Below are 19,942 nucleotides of genomic sequence, written 5' to 3' on the forward strand. Positions count from 1 at the left end.
TCTAAATTTCGTCTAATAAAGGCTGCCAATTTACAGGTTTGAGTAATTGGGTGAAGGCCGTGCGATTCGTTTGCGTGAGTAAACGTTCCGTCTCGCTCAATAAATTGAGTGCGTCCGCTAAAGCGTCAAAGGTTTTACATTCTAATTGTGAGCAAAGTGCTGTTAAAAATGGTGATGAATTTTCATCTCTAGTCAGCATTGCCATCACGCATTTTTGTAGATTTTGTGTGCGTAATACAGTTGGCACTTTATTTAAGGTTAAGCGTAATTGTGCTTGATTTTCGATAAATTCAAAGCCAATTTTTTTGAAGGCATCTGAATATTGTTGCCATGCTTGAAATTGTGATTCAGTTAAGCGAAACACGATGGGAATCAATAAAGGCTGTTGTTCAATGTGTATTTGTTTTAACGCTAGTTGCCATTGCAAGCGTTGTAATTTTTCCAATGAAAGCAAAAAGAAATCTTGGTTTTGTTGTAATAACAGCGCGCGATTTTCAATAAGTGAAAGGGCGAGCAGATGTGATGAGTTCTCAATTATTTCAGTTGAGATGATTTTAGCGGTATCTGAAATATTTTGTTGTGATGTATCCTTTTGCTCTGTAGGAGGTAATGAGCGTAACAATTTACCATATAAACGTTGCTCAGTTTTACTCGGTGCATCAGAACGGTAATCTCGATAACCAGTACTTATATGATTTGACAACACTGGCGTATTAGAAAAGTGCGGTTGATTTTGCTGTGGTTTTTCATGATATTGTGGCGCAAAGATATTTTGCCCCGCAGCTGAACGATTAGGACGAATGCTGTAATTTGGTTGGGGCTCACGCACCGCATTTTCTTCGTGATTTTCTACCGCACTTTGGTCTGTGTGCCAATTAAGTTGTTCTTGATTGTTTAGCGCATGGCTGATGCCTTCGTAAATGAAATCATGAATGAGGCGTTGTTGGTGAAAGCGCACTTCATGTTTGGTTGGATGAACATTGACATCCACATCGTGTGGGTTTAAGTCAATAAACAACACAAACGCAGGATAAGCATCGGTTGGTAAATATTGTGCATAGGCTTGTCGAATAGCATGATTGATCACTTTATCTCTCACCATTCGACCATTAATATAGCAATAACTTAAATCATTTTGAGTTCGGCTAAAATTTGGTGTAGCTACCCAGCCCGATAAGTGCAAATCATCGTGTTTCCAATCAATTCGTAAGGCATTTTTGACAAAATCATCACCACAAATAGCTGCGACACGTTTTAGTTGCTGATTGAGCGCTTCAGCAGGACGATATTGACGGATGATTTTCCCATTATGCGTTAATGTAAATGCCGTATTGAATTTTGTTAAAGCAATACGACGAATGACTTCATCAATATGAGCAAATTCCGTTTTATCTGTGCGCAAAAATTTTCGGCGGGCTGGTGTGTTGAAAAAAAGATTGGCAACTTCAACTGTTGTGCCGACAGGATGTGATGCGGGTTTGATTGTGGTTTCCATATCACGACCTTGCGCATAAACTTGCCAAGCTTCAGTTTGCGCTTCGGTGCGAGAGGTGAGCGTTAAGCGCGATATAGAGCTGATACTTGCCAAAGCTTCACCACGAAAACCTAAACTTAAAATCGCCTCGAGATCGTCAAGATCGGCTATTTTACTCGTAGCATGTCGTGCCAAAGCAAGACTTAATTCTTCTTTTGGAATACCACAGCCATTGTCACGAATGCGGATTAAATTTGCCCCACCATTTTCGATATCAATTTGGATTTTATTTGCACCTGCATCAAGGCTATTTTCCACTAATTCTTTCACCACAGACGCAGGGCGTTCTACTACTTCACCAGCAGCAATTTGGTTAGCAAGTTGTGGGGAAAGAATTTTAATCGGCATTTATTTTTCTCTTAATTTAATTTTTTGTCCGCTCAGGGCTTTACCATCTTTTAATTTTGGATTTAGTTTTAAAATTTGGTTAACTGAAATATTGTATTCTCGCGATACAGCATAGATTGTCTGATCTTTTTGAATGACATGGTAAAGCGGGATTTCTTTTTTCTCATCCAATTTTTTAGTGGATGAGGGTTCCTCTTTTTTCGTTTTATTTGAGGATTTATTTTTATCCGTTTTATTTTCTGATTTTTCTATTTTTGGATTATTATTTTTTTCAGTCGTTTTCTCTGTATTTTTCACCGCACTTTCTTTATTTTTTGATGAATTTACTTTTTCATCTTGTGCTTTCTGAGTTTTTCCATTATCTGGAATTTTTATGGTTTCACCAATCCAAAGCGCTTCGCGTTTTAATTTGTTTAACGCCACAATGTCCGCCACTTTGACATCGTATTTATTCGCAAGGCTTCCTAAACTTTCCCCATTTTTGACTGTATGGCGAAGGCCGCTATCTTTCACTGCGTTCTCATTGGTATTTTTATCGGAAGTGCGGTCATTTTTTTCAGTATTTTTTGTATCACTTTGTTTGCTATTCTGAACAATATCATCACTTATGAAAGATTTGACTTTTCCTCCACGGAAAACCACTAATCCCTCATAAATCATATAGGCGATACGACGGCGATAAGCAGGAGAGTTAAGTTTTTGTTCTTCATCAGAATTTGATAGAAAACCTGTTTCCACTAATACGGAAGGAATATCGGGCGAACGTAAAACACCAAGGCTTGCGTGTTGAGGAACGCTGCGGCTTAAGGTCGTCACTTTTGAAAAATGACTTAAAATATGTTTACCAAGCTCATAACCAGTACGTTGGCTATGACCAAATTGTAAATCAAGCACAGTTTGGTCAAGATATTTATCGTTATTGTGTGAAAGTACTTTTCCTGCGCCACCAAGTAATTCGGAGCGTTTTTCATCGTCTTCTAACCATTGACCCATTTCATCATTAGCTCGACGATTTGACAACACCCACACTGAGGCGCCGCGGCGCTCAGGTGATTCCGATGAGTCCGCATGAATGGAAATGAGATAATTCGCTTTAAATTTACGTGCGATTTCTGAACGCTCAGGCACGGAAATATAGTAATCACCACTTCGTGTTAATACACCGCGAAAATTTGGATCTTTATCGAGTAAGGCTTTTAACTCTTTTGCAATCGAAAGAGTGACATTTTTTTCATAAATGCCCAAGTTTCGGCTGATTGCACCTGGATCTTTTCCTCCATGACCTGGGTCAATCGCAATCGTAATTGGGGCTGCAAAAAGAGAGAAGCTAAACGTTGAGAAAAAAAGAAAAAATAAAATTTTAGTTTTCATAAATAAATTAATTAGAAAATTCGCTTATAATATTTTCACCTAAGTTTGTTTGTGCGATTAATTCAATATTTCGTGCATCATCGTAATAATCAATATTTACTAAAATATCCGCTTCCGGCAATATGCCTTGGCCTTTTTCAGACCATTCAATTAAGCAGATGCTATCCGTATTAAAATAATCTCTAATGCCCATAAATTCGAGTTCTTCAGGATCTGCTAAACGATATAAATCAAAATGATAAATCATTTTGCCAGCAATATAGTATTCTTCAACCAGCGTATAAGTTGGGCTTTTTACATTACCCTGATGACCGATACCTTGCAGCATTCCGCGTGTTAGCGTTGTTTTTCCTGCACCAAGATCACCGTTAAGATAAACCATAATTGCTTTTTCGGTATGCAATTTTAAAAGAATTTCAGCAAATTTTTTGCCAAAGCGGAGCATAGAAAATTCATCAGGGATATATTGAGTCAAGCTTTTCATAACGGGTCATGAATGAAGAAAAATGTGGGCTGATTCTACCGCACTTTTGAGGTTCATAAAAGTGCGGTGAAATTTCTAGGGATTTAATTTTATCATTTCATGGTCATCAAATTGCTTGACCAAATCTGCTAGTGGTTGAGTGTTAGGTAAGGCCAAATCCGATGCGATTTCAAATAACGGTACAATGACAAACTCACGGTTATGCATATCATAATGGGGAATCGTTAGGCGCTCGTTTTGAATGATTTCGTTGCCGTAAAGCAAAATATCCAAATCTAACGTACGTTCACGCCAGCGACGTAAACGTACTCGACCTTGCTCATTTTCAATGCGTTGCAATTCATCTAATAGAGCAAGTGGGCTGAGCTCAGTTTCAATTTTTGCAACGGCATTCACATAATCGGGTTGATCTTGTGGACCGAGCGGTTTGCTTTTATAAAAAGAGCTCGTCGTTACCAAATGAGTGTTTGGTAACTGACTTATCGCTTTAAGCGCAGCATGTAATTGTTCTACTGGCGTGTTTAAATTGCTACCTAGAGCAATATATGCAGTAATCATCTTTTCCCTTATTCTGCTGAGCGCGTTGTTTTACGACGACGTGGACGATAGTATTTTTTCTTTGGTTTGGGATGTAAGCGTTGTTGCTCGTGTACCAACTGCTCGCGCTGTTCACCATTGCTGAATTGATATTCGTGCCACCATTTGGCTAATTCAATCGTTTCGCCACCTTCAATTTCCGCACGCATAGCCAGTAAATCAAAGCCAGCACGGAATTTTGGATGTTCCATGGTACGCATTGGTGCTGAACCAGTACGTTTTAATAATTGTAGTTGTAAGAACCAAATATCACGAATGACCGCAGTATGACGACGTGGTGCAGCCAAAGCGCGACAGAATAAATCTAAAACCTCATTACCCGCTAAAGCATAAGCATCATGATTATTTAAACCGCCTTCATTTTTCAAAATTTCCACTTTTTCGCGTAATGGATACCAGAAAAATGCTGCAAATAAGAATGCAGGATTAATACGAAGTTTATCCGCAACACGTTCATCCGTAGAAGTAAGCGCGGTGACGATCATGCGTTCTGCAAAGCTATCTTCTTTCTCTGTAAAATATGCGCTTAATGCAGGGAAAAGTTGTTCAAATAAACCATATTGGCGTAATAAACGATAGGTTTTTACCCCTTGTCCCGCCTGCAATAATTTTAAACTTTCGTCAAATAAGCGAGCTGGCGGAATATTTTTTAATAAAGGCGCAAGTTCACGAATTGGTTGTTCGCTTGGTTTTTCAAGGAACATATCAAGTTTTGCCATAAAACGAATTGAGCGTAGCATGCGCACAGGATCTTCTTGATAACGAGTGACTGGATCACCAATTAAGCGTAGTTTTCCCGCTTTGAGATCCTGAATACCATCAAAATAATCACGTAAGGTATTGTCTTGCGGATTGTAATACAGCGCATTGACCGTAAAGTCTCGGCGTTCTGCATCTTGTTCGATCGTGCCGTAAACATTATCGCGCAGTAACATGCCTTCATTGCTCTGCTTCGCTTGATTTTCATTGCGAGCATCACTGTGATTAGCACGGAAAGTGGCGACTTCAATAATATCTCGACCAAACATAATATGTGCTAATCGGAAACGGCGACCCACTAAACGGCATTGGCGTTGAAAAATATTTTGGATTTGCTCAGGACGGGCGTTTGTTGCAACATCAAAATCTTTTGGTTTTTTACCGAGCAATAAATCGCGGATACATCCACCGACGATATAAGCCTCGAAACCTTGACGTTGCAGTTTTTCCACTACGGTGAGTGCATTACGGCTAAAATCACGCGGTGAAATATCAAATTGAGCCGCTTTAATCACATTTTTATCGTAGCGGTGTGTTTGTTCTGATTTTTTTGCCCGCGCTTTTGGCATTTGAGTATTAGAACGCTCAACTCGTTTAGAATGAGCACTTGTTTTGGCAACCTCTTTTGATTTTTTTGTCTTCTTGCCAAACAAATTTTTGATATAAGTAAGAATAATTTACTCCGTTTTTTTAGTTGGAAATAAATGACTTGGCTCTTTTTCATAAAGAAAAAGGCAAGGGGATTTTTCCGCATTTTTAAATACAAAAAAGTGCGGCTAATTTTAACCGCACTTTTGTATTTTTCAATAGAATGAATTAACCAGCGACTTGTTTTTCGCGGATTTCAGCTAACGTTTTGCAGTCAATGCAAAGATCTGCTGTTGGGCGTGCTTCTAAACGGCGAATGCCAATTTCTTCACCACAACAATCGCAGTAACCGAAATCATCGGTATCAAGTTTTTTTAAGGTTGCTTCAATTTTTTTCATTAGTTTACGTTCGCGATCGCGATTACGTAATTCTAGACTGAATTCCTCTTCCTGAGTTGCTCGGTCTGCGGGATCGGGGAAATTGGTCACTTCATCCTGCATATGTGCAACGGTGCGAGAAGCTTCTTCCACGATTTGTTCGTGCCAAGCATTAAGAATTTTTCTGAAATGAAGAATTTGCTCTTCATTCATATATTCTTCATCTTTTTTCATTTGATAAGGCTTAACGCCTGCTAAATCTAGCAAGCTCAATGATGCTCTTGACATCTCTCACTCCTAATACATACAGAATTTAAGCGTGAACTTCACGACTTCCTGTCTTGTTATTTTAGTTTGTTCCTGACAGCACTTTTAGGAACCCAATTTTTGAGGGCGGTATAAATATCAGAAGTTGTTTATTTTAGCAAGTAAATTTTCCTGAAACATTTATTTTTGCGATATAGATCGCAGAAATGCCAGCAACCTTTTGCACATTGAGACGAATCTATTTTAGGCTTAGAACGATAAGCCTAAAATTGCTATAAAAATGAAATTAAACTTAATAACTTTGGTTATCTTATTGATTGCTGCGGATTTAACGTTGTTATTTCTACCGCAGTCATTGCTACTGCCTTGGCAAGTTGCTCTCGTTATTGCGTTTGCTTTGATTTTTCTTTTTATCTTTATTCGCAGAAACTTCTTAGTTTTTCTTGCTTTTTTTGTCGTTTCTCTAGGGTATGCACATCATTCAGCGATTAGTTTGTTACAACAGGCTCAAAGTATTACTGCTCAAAAACAAGTGGTGACGTTTGAGATTCAAGAAATTTTGCACCAGCAGGATTATCAAACGCTTATCGCCACAGCAACATTGGCGGGTGACTTACGAGCGCAACGAATTTTTTTAAATTGGAAGGCAAAAGAGGTGCCTCAATTATCGGAAGTTTGGCAAGCGGAAATTTCCTTACGCCCCCTTTATGCGAGATTAAATTTTGGTGGATTTGATCGGCAACAATGGTATTTCTCAAAGGGAATTACCGCTGTTGGAACCGTAAAAAGTGCGGTGAAAATTTCTGATGTTTCATCATTGCGCGCAGAAAAATTGCAACAAGTAAAAAAGCAAACGGAAGGATTATCTCTACAAGGTTTATTGATCGCGTTAGCTTTTGGCGAACGGGCTTGGTTAGATAAAACCACGTGGTCAATTTACCAACAAACCAATACCGCGCATCTTATTGCCATTTCTGGCTTACATATTGGGTTGGCTATGGGAATTGGATTTTACTTGGCGCGTGCTGTGCAAGTATTTTTTCCTACCCGTTTTATTCATCCTTATTTTCCTTTAGTTTTTGGTGTTTTATTTGCTTTAATTTATGCGTATTTGGCTGGTTTTAGCGTGCCAACTTTTCGTGCCATTTCAGCACTTGTTTTCGTTTTCTTCGTTCAAATAATGAGGCGACAGTATTCGCCTCTTCAGTTTTTTACATTGGTTGTCGGATTCTTGCTTTGCTGCGCTCCATTAATGCCGCTTTCAGTCAGTTTTTGGCTTTCTTGTGGTGCAGTTGGTTGTTTGATCGTCTGGTATCGTTATGTGCCTTTTTCTCTTTTTCAATGGAAAAATCATCCATTTTCACCAAAAGTGCGGTGGATTTTGAGTGTATTTCATTTGCAATTTGGGTTATTGCTCTTTTTTACGCCTTTGCAACTTTTTCTATTTAATGGCTTATCGCTAAGTGGATTTTTAGCTAATCTTATTGCCGTACCACTTTATAGTTTTTTCCTTGTGCCCTTGATTTTATTTGCTGTTTTTACCAACGGCGCAGTTTTTTCTTGGCAACTTTCAAATAGGCTAGCCGAAGGAATTACTTGGTTAATTTCTGTTTTTCAAGGAAATTGGTTCAATGTTTCATTTAATTTAGCGCTGGTTTTAACCGCACTTTGTGCGGGAATTTTTATGTTAATTATTTGGAGTATTTACCGAGAACCTGAGGTTTTATCATCGAGCTGGCAAATAAAACGAGCAAGATTTTTTACATTAAATCTCAGTAAGCCTTTGCTAAAAAATGATCGAATCAACGTTTTACGATGTTCTTTCGGCATTATGTCGCTTTGTTTTATGATTTTGTTATTTAAACAATTGAGCAAGCCAACTTGGCAGGTAGATACTTTAGATGTGGGGCAGGGCTTGGCAACGTTGATTGTGAAAAATGGTAAAGGGATTCTCTATGATACAGGCCCTGCATGGCAAGGGGGAAATATGGCTGAATTAGAAATTTTGCCTTATTTTCAAAGAGAAGGGATTGTTTTGGAAAAGTTGATTTTGAGCCACGATGATAACGATCATGCAGGTGGTGCTTCGACAATCTTAAAGACGTATCCCAATGTGGAATTTATTACCCCTTCACGAAAAAACTATGGGGAAAATCACCGCACTTTTTGTACTGCTGGACGTCATTGGGATTGGCAAGGGCTACATTTTCAAATACTTTCGCCGTATTCTATTGTGGAGCGAGCAGATAATCCCCATTCTTGTGTGATTTTAGTCGATGATGGAAAGTATAGCGTTTTGCTAACTGGCGATGCTGAAGTAAAAAATGAGCAAATTTTTGCCCGCACTTTAGGCAAAATTGATGTGTTACAAGTAGGGCATCACGGGAGTAAAACATCGACAAGTGAATATTTACTTTCCCAGGTTAGACCAGATATAGCGATCATTTCTAGTGGGCGTTGGAATCCGTGGAAATTCCCTCATTATTCGGTTATGGAAAGGCTACATCGTTATAAAAGTGCGGTAGAAAATACCGCTATTTCAGGGCAAGTAAGGGTAAATTTTTTTAAAGACAGATTAGAAATCCAACAAGCACGCACAGAATTTTCCCCTTGGTATGCGCGTGTAATTGGATTCTCGAGCGAATAAAAGGTACAATGCGTGCAATTTTTACCATTAGATAGCGATTATGCAAGAGCAAAAATTACAAGAAAATGATTTTTCAACCTTACAAACTTTTAAGCGTTTATGGCCAACAATTAAACCTTTTAAAGCGGGGCTTGTTGTTTCGGGCATAGCATTAGTTTTGAATGCGTTGGCTGATTCAGGTTTGATTTACTTGTTAAAACCTTTGTTGGACGATGGTTTTGGCAAGGCAAACCATTCATTTTTGAAAATTATGGCTTTTGTCGTCGTTGGGATGATTATTTTACGGGGCATTACCAACTTTATTTCTAATTATTGTTTGGCGTGGGTATCAGGCAAAGTTGTCATGACAATGCGTCGCCGCTTATTTAAACATTTGATGTTTATGCCAGTGAGTTTCTTTGACAGAAATTCAACGGGGAAATTACTTTCTCGTATCACTTATGATTCTGAGATGATTGCAAGTTCTTCTTCAGGATCTTTGATTACCATTGTGCGAGAAGGGGCATATATTATTTCGCTATTGGCCGTAATGTTTTATACAAGCTGGGAATTAACCCTTGTTTTATTTGTTATCGGGCCAATTATTGCGGTATTGATCACTATCGTGTCAAAAATTTTCCGTAAGTTGAGTAAGAATTTACAAGATTCAATGGGAGAATTAACCGCGACGACTGAGCAAATGTTGAAAGGACATAAAGTGGTGCTTTCTTTTGGTGGTCAGCTTGTAGAGGAAGAACGTTTTAATAAAGTCAGTAACAATATGCGTCGTAAGGGCATGAAAATGGTTACTGCTGATTCTATTTCCGATCCGGTGGTGCAGATTATTGCTTCTCTTGCTTTGGCGGCAGTATTGTTTTTAGCGACGACTCCGTTGATTGCGGAAGATAACCTAAGTGCGGGTTCTTTTACGGTGGTTTTCTCATCTATGTTGGCGATGATGCGTCCATTAAAATCTTTAACCAACGTAAACTCTCAATTCCAACGAGGAATGGCGGCGTGTCAAACACTATTTGCCATTTTAGATTTAGAACCAGAAAAAGATAATGGGACTTACCACGCTGAACCAGCGAAAGGTGCGTTGGAATTTAAGAATGTGAGTTTTGCATATCAAGGAAAAGAGGAAGTTGCATTAAATAATATTTCTTTTAGCGTTCCAGCAGGAAAAACCGTTGCTTTGGTTGGACGTTCTGGATCGGGTAAATCAACTATTGCTAATTTAGTGACCCGTTTTTACGATATTGAGCAAGGTAAAATTTTACTGGATGGTGTAAATATTCAAGATTATCGTTTATCCAATTTACGCGAAAACTGCGCGGTGGTTTCTCAACAAGTCCATTTATTTAACGATACCATTGCGAATAATATTGCTTATGCAGCACAAGATAAGTATTCTCGCGAAGAAATTATTGCTGCAGCAAAAGCGGCTTATGCTTTAGAGTTTATCGAAAAATTACCACAAGGTTTTGATACGGTAATTGGTGAAAACGGTGCGAGCTTATCCGGTGGGCAACGTCAACGTTTAGCGATTGCTCGTGCTTTATTGCGTAATTCTCCAGTATTAATTTTAGATGAAGCCACATCTGCATTAGATACAGAGTCAGAATGCGCCATTCAATCTGCATTAGATGAATTGAAGAAAGATCGTACTGTTATCGTAATCGCTCATCGTTTATCAACCATTGAAAATGCGGATGAAATTCTTGTGATTGATCATGGTGAAATTCGTGAGCGTGGTAACCATAAGGCATTGCTTGAACAAAATGGTGCCTATAAACAGTTACATAGCATGCAGTTTAGTGGCTAATTTGTTGATTATCGAAAACGCGAGTTGAAAAACTCGCGTTATTTTATCCGCACTTATTAGAAAGGATTTTCTATGCCCTTCTGGTATTCCAATTCCAAGCTTATTTGGCTCTTATCGCCTTTTTCTTTATTGTTTTGGTTGATTAGCCAACTTCGTCGCGCCTTATTCTCTTTGGGGCTCAAGTCTTCTTATCGCGCACCCAAACCGGTGATAATTGTGGGGAATTTGTCTGTTGGTGGAAATGGCAAAACGCCTGTGGTTATTTGGCTTGTGGAAGAATTAAAAAAACGAGGTTTGCGCGTAGGTGTTATTTCTCGTGGTTACGGAAGCAAATCTAAAACTTATCCGTTATTCGTCACTGAAAATACGAATCCAATTGAAGGTGGCGATGAGCCAGTATTGATCGCGAAACGTACCAATGCGCCGGTAGTGATTTCCCCGAATCGCCAGCAAGCGATTGAATTACTCTTAAGCCAAGCAGAGTGCGATATTATTATTTCTGACGATGGCTTGCAGCATTATCAATTACAGCGTGATTTGGAAATTGTCGTAATGGACGCTGAGCGCGCGTTGGGAAATGGTTTTGTATTGCCAGCAGGCCCATTGCGTGAATTACCAAGTCGATTAAAATCCATAGATTTTGTGATCACTAATGGTGGAAAAAATCAGTATTCAGATGTAGTTATGCGTCTCGTGCCTCATTTCGCGATTAATTTAAAAACCAATGAAAAACGCCAATTAAATGAATTTCAATCAGGCGTTGGTATTGCAGGGATTGGCAATCCTCAGCGTTTTTTTACCATGTTAGAAAAGTTAGGGATTCAACTACAGCAAACTCAAGCATTTCAAGATCATCAACATTTTGAAGCATCTCAATTAGAAAAACTTGCTGAAAATCAACCGCTCTTTATGACGGAAAAAGATGCCGTAAAATGCCAATCTTTTGCTAAAGATAATTGGTGGTATGTCCCTGTGGATGCGGAGATTATTGAGGCTGAAAAACAACGTGAAAATTTACCGCTCTTTTGGGCCAAAATAGACAAACTTGTGGAGCAATACAGAAATGTCTGAAAAGATTAATCCTCAGTTGCTTGAAGTGATTGCTTGCCCTCGTTGTTTAGCTTGATTGCAATATGATCAAGAAAATCAACGATTAATTTGTTGTTATGAACATATTGCTTATCCTATTAAAAATGGTGTGCCAGTGTTGCTTGCCGATAAAGCTGAAATATTAAAGAATAAGGAATAAATTATGTCATTTACCGTGATTATCCCCGCTCGTTTTGCATCAAGTCGTTTGCCTGGAAAACCTCTTGCTGATATTGCGGGTAAGCCAATGATTCAACATGTATTTGAGAAAGCACTGCAGTCTGGGGCGAGCCGAGTGATTATTGCCACCGATAATGAAAATGTGGCTGATGTTGCCAAAAGTTTTGGTGCGGAAGTGTGTATGACTTCGGTTAATCATAATTCTGGTACAGAACGTTTAGCGGAAGTGGTAGAAAAATTAGCGATTCCTGACAATGAAATCATTGTCAATATTCAAGGCGATGAGCCTTTGATTCCTCCCGTTATCGTGCGACAAGTGGCAGATAATTTAGCAAAATTTAATGTAAATATGGCAAGCCTTGCGGTAAAAATTCATGATGCGGAGGAATTATTCAATCCAAATGCAGTGAAAGTGTTAACAGATAAAGAGGGCTATGTACTGTATTTTTCCCGTTCAGTTATTCCTTACGATCGTGATCAGTTTATGAATTTACATAATGTTCAGAAAGTACAGCTCGCGGATGCTTACTTACGTCATATTGGCATTTACGCATATCGTGCGGGGTTCATAAAACAATATGTGCAATGGGCGCCGACTCAACTTGAAAATCTAGAAAAACTTGAGCAGCTTCGTGTGTTATATAACGGTGAACGCATTCACGTGGAACTTGCGAAAGAAGTGCCTGCAGTGGGGGTCGATACCGCTGAAGATTTGGAAAAAGTGCGGGCAATTTTAGCGGCGAATTAAAATGTTTGATGCTAAAAAATTCTTAGCGGATGTCTCTCACGAACCTGGTGTTTATCGTATGTATGACGATAAAGATCAGGTTATCTATGTTGGGAAAGCAAAGGATTTAAAAAAACGTCTTTCAAGCTATTTTCGTAAAAATCTGAGCAGTAAAAAAACAGAAACGTTGGTGGCATCCATTCATCATATTGACACCACGCTAACTTCATCTGAAACGGAAGCTTTACTGCTAGAGCATAATTTTATCAAGCTTTATCAGCCTCGTTATAACGTATTATTACGTGATGATAAATCCTATCCATTTATTTTATTAACCAAAGAACGTCATCCAAGAATCACTTCCTATCGTGGATCTAAAAAATTTGCAGGTGAATATTTCGGGCCTTATCCTCACGCGGGAGCCGTGCGTGAAACCTTATCGCTTTTGCAAAAACTTTTCCCTGTTCGACAATGTGAAAATTCCGTTTATTCCAACCGCTCTCGTCCTTGTTTGCAATATCAAATTGGGCGTTGTACTGCGCCTTGTGTACAGGGATATGTTTCTGATGAAGAATATAATCAGCAAGTTGAATTAGCCCGTTTATTTTTACAAGGCAAAGATCAACAGGTGTTAGATTATTTAATCGGTAAAATGGAGCAGGCAAGCAGAAATTTAGATTTTGAACAGGCTGCGCGTTATCGTGATCAGATTCAGGCGGTACGTTCAGTTATTGAAAAACAATTTGTATCCAATGAACGTTTAGATGATATGGATATTATGTCCATCGCTTATCAACACGGTTTAGCCTGCGTACAAGTGATGTTTATTCGTCAAGGAAAAGTGCTAGGCAATCGCAGTTACTTCCCAAAAGTACCCGCCAATACGGATTTATCAGAACTTACCGAAACTTTTGTCGGGCAATTTTATTTACAAGCTCATCAAGGACGAAGTATCCCGAATAGCATTATTGTCGATCGTCAATTAGCTGAAAAATCAGAGCTTGAACAACTTCTTACAGATCAAGCCGGCAGAAAAGTGATGATTCAAGAAAGCGTAAAAGGCGATAAGAGTAAATACTTACAGCTCGCACAAGTTAATGCTAAAGCGGCTTTAAATGTACAACTTAAACAATCTTCACGAATGTCAGAGCGTTATCAAGCGTTGTGTGATCTGTTAAATCTTCCTGAAATTAAGCGTATGGAATGTTTCGATATAAGCCACACGATGGGAAATCAAACGGTAGCATCTTGTGTTGTCTTTAATCAAGAAGGTCCAATGAAATCTGATTATCGTCGTTTTAATATTGAAGGGATTACTGGTGGGGATGATTATGCTGCGATGGAACAAGCGTTGCAGAAACGTTATGAGCGTGATTTAGAAGAAGATAAAATTCCTGATATTATTTTTATTGATGGTGGAAAAGGGCAATTAAATCGTGCATTGAATGTATTCCAACATCTTCAAGTAAAATGGGATAAAAATAGACCGCACTTAATTGGCGTAGCAAAAGGTGTGGATCGTCGAGCAGGGCAGGAAGTACTGATCATCAGCAAACAAGACCGCGAAATTCATTTGCCTGATGATAGTTTAGCATTGCATTTGATTCAACACATTCGTGATGAAAGCCATAATCACGCAATAAGCGGGCACCGTAAAAAACGTCAAAAAGCCTTTACACAAAGTGGTTTAGAAACCATTGAAGGTGTGGGCGCTAAACGTCGTCAGGCTTTACTGAAATATCTTGGTGGTTTGCAAGGTGTGAAAAAGGCGACTTTAGATGAAATAGCCTCTGTACCTGGAATTTCCCTTAAACTTGCCGAAACGATTTTTGAAACGCTCAAAAACGATTAATCAATTATCTCTTAAATGTAAATAACGATTGCTTTTCATCATAAAGCCATTATGATCCGCACTTTCGGATTTATTTAACTCTATTATAGGAAAAATTATGTTTGAATGGATTACTGATCCTGAAGCGTGGATATCACTTGCAACACTTGCTGCTTTGGAGATCGTTTTAGGGGTCGATAATATTATTTTTATTAGTATCCTAGTTGGGCGTTTACCTGAAAGCCAACGCCAGTCTGGTCGTATTGTTGGACTTGGTTTAGCAATGCTGACAAGAATTTTACTTTTAATGTCACTGGCGTGGATGATGAAGCTTACTGCACCGTTATTTACTGTGTTTAATCAAGAAATTTCTGGGCGTGATTTGATTTTATTAATCGGTGGTTTATTCCTGATTGTAAAAAGTTTAGGCGAAATTAAAGAAGCAATCAATCATCAAGACCATCATGAATCGGAAAGAAAAAATAAAGTGAGTTATCTTGGCGTATTAATTCAAATTGCAGTGCTAGATATTGTATTTTCTTTAGATTCCGTGATTACAGCAGTAGGTATGGCAAGCCACCTTCCTGTTATGATTTTGGCGATTATTATTGCCGTTGGCGTGATGATGTTTGCGGCAAAACCAATCGGCGATTTTGTGGATACACACCCAACGTTGAAAATTCTAGCTTTAGCCTTCTTAGTTTTAGTAGGAATTAGTTTAATTGCAGAAAGTTTAGATATTCACATCCCGAAAGGTTACATCTATTTTGCAATGGGATTCTCTGTTGTGGTCGAAATGATCAATATTCGAATGAGAAAACGGATTAAATAGAAGATTAAAAATAATTTAAGGGCTGAGTTCTGTGATTTGAGGAACTTGGCCCTTTTAGTTTATTTAGTTAATTTTTATATAACTAAATTATCTATTCAGTTCCATTTCAACATAAAGCAGACTCTTTTAGTGTGGTATTATTTCAATAAAAGTTTTTATTTGAAAGGGGACATAATGAAATTACAACGATTGGTTAAACAATATCAACTAGGTTTACTTTTTCAGCAAGGTCAATTTGGTTTAGAAAAGGAAAGTCAACGTATTGACGATAAGGGGAATATTGTGACGACCCCCCATCCACGAGTATTTGGTAACCGTTCTTATCATCCCTATATTCAAACAGATTTTGCCGAGAGTCAGCTTGAGTTGATTACGCCACCAAATGCTAAACTGGAAGATAGCCTACGTTGGCTTTCTGCAATTCATGAGGTGGTGCAGCGTTCTTTACCTGAAAATGAATACATTTTCCCATTTAGTATGCCTGCAGGATTACCACCAGAAAATGAGATTCAAGAGGCTCATCTTGATAAACAGGAAGATGTTGAATATCGCGAGCATCTGTCTAAACAATATGGAAAATACAAGCAAATGGTAAGTGGAATTCACTACAATTTCCAACTGTCATCTGAATTTGTGAAAGCTGTATTCCTGTTGCAAGATGAATATGTTCATCTTAAAGATTTTCAGAATGCTTTATATATGAAATTGGCTAATAATTTTCTACGATATCAGTGGATTTTAGTTTATTTACTTGCAGCAAGTCCGACAGTGGAAGCCAATTATTTTTCTCGAAATAGCGTACTGAATTTTCCTTTGAAAGAGGGGCAGTTAGTACGTAGTTTACGTTCTAGTCCCTATGGTTACGTTAATTCATCTAATGTTGTAGTGAATCATGATAACCTTGAAAATTATGTAGAAACATTAGAGTTTCAAGTTAAATCTGGCCATTTGATTGCAGAAAAAGAATTTTATTCTAATGTTCGTTTACGAGGTTCGAAAAAAGCCCGTGAATTGCTAGAAAAAGGCGTTCAATATGCAGAATTTCGTTTGTTTGATTTGAATCCACTTGAGCCATATGGTATCAGTCTAGATGATGCAAAATTTATTCATACTTTCTTATTAGGAATGTTATGGCTTGATGAGACAAGTGGTCAAAAAGAAGTAGAGCTTGGTAAACAAAGATTATATCAAGTATCCCTTGAAGATCCTCGTGAGCAAACAGCATTTCGAGAAGAGGGGGAAGCAATATTGCGCCAAATTGTTAATATGTTGAAAATTATCAATGCAGATGAAAGAGCGGTTAAAATTTCGGAAGAAAAATTGGTGCAATTGGCAGAGCCAAGTCTAACAGTAAATGGAAAATTGCTTAAAGCGATTGAGCAGGAGGGAAGTTATAAAGCCTTGGGGGTAAAACTTGCGAAGCTATATAAAGCTCAAGCTTTTAAACGTTTTTACGCTTTATCTGCATTTGATAATATGGAGCTTTCTACTCAAGCTTTATTATTTGATTTAATTCAAAAAGGTGTTACAACTGAAATTTTAGATGAGAATGATCAATTTCTTGCACTTAAATTTGATGAACGCCTTGAATATGTTAAAAATGGTAATATGACTAGCTACGATCAATATATCTCACCGTTGATTATGGAAAATAAAGTAGTGACGAAGAAAGTATTATCAAAGGCTGGTTTTAATGTACCAAAAAGCTTGGAATTTACATCGATTGAACAAGCTGTTACACATTATGCTTTATTTGAAGGGCGCGCTGTCGTTATTAAGCCAAAATCTACAAATTATGGTTTAGGGATCACAATTTTCAAACAGGGTGTTACACATAGAGATGATTTTGTCAAAGCGATTGAGATTGCTTTTCGCGAAGATAAAGAAGTGATGGTTGAAGATTATTTAGTTGGTACAGAATATCGCTTCTTTGTTTTGGGGGATGAAACGCTTGCAGTGTTGTTGCGTGTACCTGCAAATGTTATTGGTGATGGAAAGAACACGGTGCGTGAATTGGTCGAGATAAAAAATTCAGATCCTTTGCGGGGAGATGGTTCTCGTTCACCTCTCAAAAAGATCGCTTTAGGTGACATAGAATTATTACAGTTAAAAGAACAAGGATTAGCACCTGATAGTATACCTCAGGCTGGTCAAATTGTGCAGTTACGTGCTAATTCTAATATCAGTACAGGTGGTGATTCTATTGATATGACTGATAAAATGCATGAGAGTTATAAACAGATTGCTGTAGGGGTTGCTCGTGCGATGGGGGCTAAAGTTTGCGGGGTCGATTTAATTATTCCTGATTTAACAAAACAAGCTGAACCATCCTTAAATTCCTGGGGAGTAATTGAAGCTAATTTTAATCCAATGATGATGATGCATATTTTCCCTTATCAAGGTAAATCAAGAAGATTGACTAAGAACGTCATTAAAATGTTATTTCCAAATATAGAAATGTAGTATCAACTTAAGTTAAGAAATGATCTGTATCCCAAGAGTTGGATTAAACAAACCAACAATTGAGGTGCAGATTTTATTATGGGTAAAAACTACACAATCGAATTTAAATTATAGGTTCTCCAATCTATTCTGAATTGAAAAATGATTATCAGAGAATCGGCTCATTTTTATAATATTCCCTCAGATACATTAGTTGGAACCTAGTTGAAACGCATTGAAAAAATAGCATAAATAGGCTGATTCCTTGTAATCCATTAGAACGACCCTCTATGAAATAAATATGCCCAAATGCCTCCTTCTAAAACGGAAGAAGACTGCTTACGTTTGATAATTTTACAGCTGGAAGCGGAGGTGGCTTATTTAAAGGGGGGCGAATACTCCAACTTTAGGATGAAATCAAACAACGGAAATTATCCAAACGCCAAAGGATTAAACAAAGCTTGTGGTGTCATTTTATTCAGCCCAAGGCTGGCAGTATTAAATGGTGATTTATCGTTGAATCTTGGCTGAACATGGTATCATTCAAAGTATGTCGAGAAAAGGGAATTGCTTGGACAATGCCGCAATGGAAAGTTTCTTTGGGCGATTAAAAACGGAATGTTTTTACAAGAGGGAATTTAACAGTAGAGAGGAGATAATTGATGCTGTCAGGGATTATTGGGATTACTATAATCACCGACGGATTCAACTAAAATTAAAAGGACTGAGTCCGATACAATATCGAAAACAATCCTTTAAATAACAGTCTAACTTTTTGGGGTCAGATCATTTAGACCGCATTTTTTTCGATTAAGCTTTTTTCAAAAACTCAGATTTCAACATGATTTTGCCGCAATCGACGTTATGATCGCCATTTACTAAGCGGATGTTTTTGAATTTTGTACCTTTTTTCAATACTTCTGATGAACCTTTTAATTTTAAATCTTTAATCAAAAGTACATCATCACCATCCGCAAGCAAATTCCCATTGCTGTCTTTTACGATCAGTTGATCGTCATCTGATTCTTGAATTTCATTATTATCCCATTCATTACCACAATCAGGGCAAACAAAATTAATTGAATCGTGGTAAACGTATTCACTTTGACATTTTGGGCAATTAGGCATTTGATCCATTGGGTTTTCCTTCTTGATTACATATAATAGGCGCGCGAGTATAGCAAAAAAGATGTCTTTCGCCAAAGCGTGAAAGTTTTTAATAAATTTTTGAGGAAAATGTATGAAAAAACAAATTCTTGCCTTAGTTTGTGGCGTGATGTTTAGTAGTTCGACTTGGGCACACAATTTGCAATTAGAGCAATCTTTACCATCGGTCAAAGTGAGTGAGTATGGTGAAATTGTACTTTCTGGAAAAGATACCGCGTTTCAACCTTGGGGTTCTGCGGGATTAGCGGGTAAAGTGCGTGTTGTCCATCATTTGGCTGGTAGAACTGCAGCAAAAGAGAAAAATCAGCCAATGATTGATGCTATAAAAGCATCTCATTTTAATCCTGCAAAATACCAAACAACGACCATTATTAATGCAGATGATGCGGTTGTTGGTACAGGTATGTTTGTAAAAAATAGTGCACAAAAAGGAAAACAGGAAAATCCACATAGCCAGGTTGTATTAGATGATAAAAGTGCGGTGAAAAATGCTTGGGGATTAAATCCTAAAGATAGTGCAATTATCGTGTTAGACAAAACGGGAAAAGTAAAATTTGTGAAAGAAGGAAAATTGTCTGATAGCGATATTCAGGCTGTTATTTCACTGGTGAATGGATTGACCAAATAACGTAATACAAAGTAAAAATCCCTAAGCCTTTCGACTTAGGGATTTTTTTAATTCTGATGGCGGAGGAATAGGGATTCGAACCCTAGGAGGGCGTAAACCCTCGCCGGTTTTCAAGACCGGTGCCTTCAACCACTCGACCATTCCTCCGTGATTGATGGGCGTAGTATAATGAATATTTTATTGATGTAAACAGAAATCTCATGATTTAAGTTTAGGTGATGATAATTTATTCATTTTGATGAAATTAATTCTATCAATACCATTGACTT

Annotated in this window: 15 protein-coding genes, 1 tRNA gene and 2 pseudogenes; 10 read left to right on the top strand and 8 right to left on the bottom strand. The window is 37.9% G+C overall.

Features of this window, described 5'->3' with window-relative positions:
* Position 1: 1 nt before the first annotated feature.
* The 6 genes from mutL to dksA all read right to left on the bottom strand — a co-directional run bounded on the left by mutL (position 2) and on the right by dksA (position 6,347).
* Positions 2-1,882: a DNA mismatch repair endonuclease MutL gene (mutL, locus tag A8M50_RS01635; RefSeq protein ID WP_005646060.1), complete on the bottom strand. Its 1,881-nt coding sequence runs from the start codon at positions 1,880-1,882 to the stop codon at positions 2-4.
* Positions 1,883-3,253: an N-acetylmuramoyl-L-alanine amidase gene (locus A8M50_RS01640; protein ID WP_005646051.1), complete on the bottom strand. Its 1,371-nt coding sequence runs from the start codon at positions 3,251-3,253 to the stop codon at positions 1,883-1,885.
* Positions 3,254-3,260: 7 nt separating this feature from the next.
* Entirely contained in the window at positions 3,261-3,737 is a 477-nt protein-coding gene (gene tsaE, locus A8M50_RS01645) for a tRNA (adenosine(37)-N6)-threonylcarbamoyltransferase complex ATPase subunit type 1 TsaE (RefSeq protein ID WP_005646042.1), read from the bottom strand.
* Positions 3,738-3,812: 75 nt separating this feature from the next.
* Positions 3,813-4,295, bottom strand: a complete 483-nt coding sequence (folK, locus tag A8M50_RS01650) for a 2-amino-4-hydroxy-6-hydroxymethyldihydropteridine diphosphokinase (protein ID WP_005646094.1) — start codon at positions 4,293-4,295, stop codon at positions 3,813-3,815.
* A gap of 8 nt (positions 4,296-4,303) precedes the next feature.
* Positions 4,304-5,662 (bottom strand): polynucleotide adenylyltransferase PcnB, encoded by a 1,359-nt coding sequence (gene pcnB / locus A8M50_RS01655; RefSeq protein WP_032826576.1) that lies wholly within the window; start codon positions 5,660-5,662, stop codon positions 4,304-4,306.
* 247 nt (positions 5,663-5,909) lie between these two features.
* A complete protein-coding gene (gene dksA / locus A8M50_RS01660) occupies positions 5,910-6,347 on the bottom strand; it encodes an RNA polymerase-binding protein DksA (protein ID WP_005630220.1) in 438 nt (145 codons plus the stop codon).
* 259 nt (positions 6,348-6,606) lie between these two features.
* Here dksA and A8M50_RS01665 point away from each other — a divergent pair, with 259 nt between their 5' ends.
* The 9 genes and pseudogenes from A8M50_RS01665 to A8M50_RS01710 all read left to right on the top strand — a co-directional run.
* Complete coding sequence (locus A8M50_RS01665) at positions 6,607-8,973, top strand: DNA internalization-related competence protein ComEC/Rec2 (protein WP_005646074.1); 2,367 nt, start codon at positions 6,607-6,609, stop codon at positions 8,971-8,973.
* 40 nt (positions 8,974-9,013) lie between these two features.
* A complete protein-coding gene (msbA, locus tag A8M50_RS01670) occupies positions 9,014-10,777 on the top strand; it encodes a lipid A ABC transporter ATP-binding protein/permease MsbA (protein ID WP_005646087.1) in 1,764 nt (587 codons plus the stop codon).
* Between the two features lie 72 nt (positions 10,778-10,849).
* On the top strand, positions 10,850-11,848 hold the full coding sequence (gene lpxK / locus A8M50_RS01675; protein WP_005646091.1) for a tetraacyldisaccharide 4'-kinase: 999 nt from the start codon (positions 10,850-10,852) through the stop codon (positions 11,846-11,848).
* A gap of 4 nt (positions 11,849-11,852) precedes the next feature.
* Positions 11,853-12,026, top strand: a pseudogene (locus tag A8M50_RS01680) (Trm112 family protein).
* A gap of 3 nt (positions 12,027-12,029) precedes the next feature.
* Positions 12,030-12,794, top strand: coding sequence for a 3-deoxy-manno-octulosonate cytidylyltransferase (kdsB, locus tag A8M50_RS01685; protein WP_005646071.1), 765 nt, complete (start codon positions 12,030-12,032; stop codon positions 12,792-12,794).
* Between the two features lies 1 nt (position 12,795).
* Entirely contained in the window at positions 12,796-14,625 is a 1,830-nt protein-coding gene (gene uvrC / locus A8M50_RS01690; RefSeq protein ID WP_005646085.1) for an excinuclease ABC subunit UvrC, read from the top strand.
* A 97-nt stretch (positions 14,626-14,722) separates the two neighbouring features.
* Positions 14,723-15,436, top strand: coding sequence for a TerC family protein (locus A8M50_RS01695; RefSeq protein WP_005646083.1), 714 nt, complete (start codon positions 14,723-14,725; stop codon positions 15,434-15,436).
* Between the two features lie 174 nt (positions 15,437-15,610).
* Entirely contained in the window at positions 15,611-17,899 is a 2,289-nt protein-coding gene (gene gshAB / locus A8M50_RS01700) for a bifunctional glutamate--cysteine ligase GshA/glutathione synthetase GshB (RefSeq protein WP_005646077.1), read from the top strand.
* Positions 17,900-18,353: 454 nt separating this feature from the next.
* Positions 18,354-18,641: pseudogene (locus tag A8M50_RS01710) on the top strand (IS3 family transposase); the annotation flags it as partial.
* Between the two features lie 47 nt (positions 18,642-18,688).
* Here A8M50_RS01710 and A8M50_RS01715 read toward each other — a convergent pair.
* Positions 18,689-19,015, bottom strand: a complete 327-nt coding sequence (locus A8M50_RS01715) for a zinc ribbon domain-containing protein YjdM (protein ID WP_005628024.1) — start codon at positions 19,013-19,015, stop codon at positions 18,689-18,691.
* Positions 19,016-19,118: 103 nt separating this feature from the next.
* Here A8M50_RS01715 and A8M50_RS01720 point away from each other — a divergent pair, with 103 nt between their 5' ends.
* Positions 19,119-19,673, top strand: coding sequence for a YtfJ family protein (locus A8M50_RS01720; RefSeq protein WP_005646095.1), 555 nt, complete (start codon positions 19,119-19,121; stop codon positions 19,671-19,673).
* A 57-nt stretch (positions 19,674-19,730) separates the two neighbouring features.
* On the opposite strand, the gene A8M50_RS01725 is transcribed toward A8M50_RS01720, so the two are convergent.
* Positions 19,731-19,820, bottom strand: a tRNA-Ser gene (locus A8M50_RS01725).
* Positions 19,821-19,942: the final 122 nt, after the last annotated feature.

It is taken from the genome of Haemophilus haemolyticus (assembly GCF_001679045.1).
Lineage (GTDB): Bacteria > Pseudomonadota > Gammaproteobacteria > Enterobacterales > Pasteurellaceae > Haemophilus > Haemophilus haemolyticus.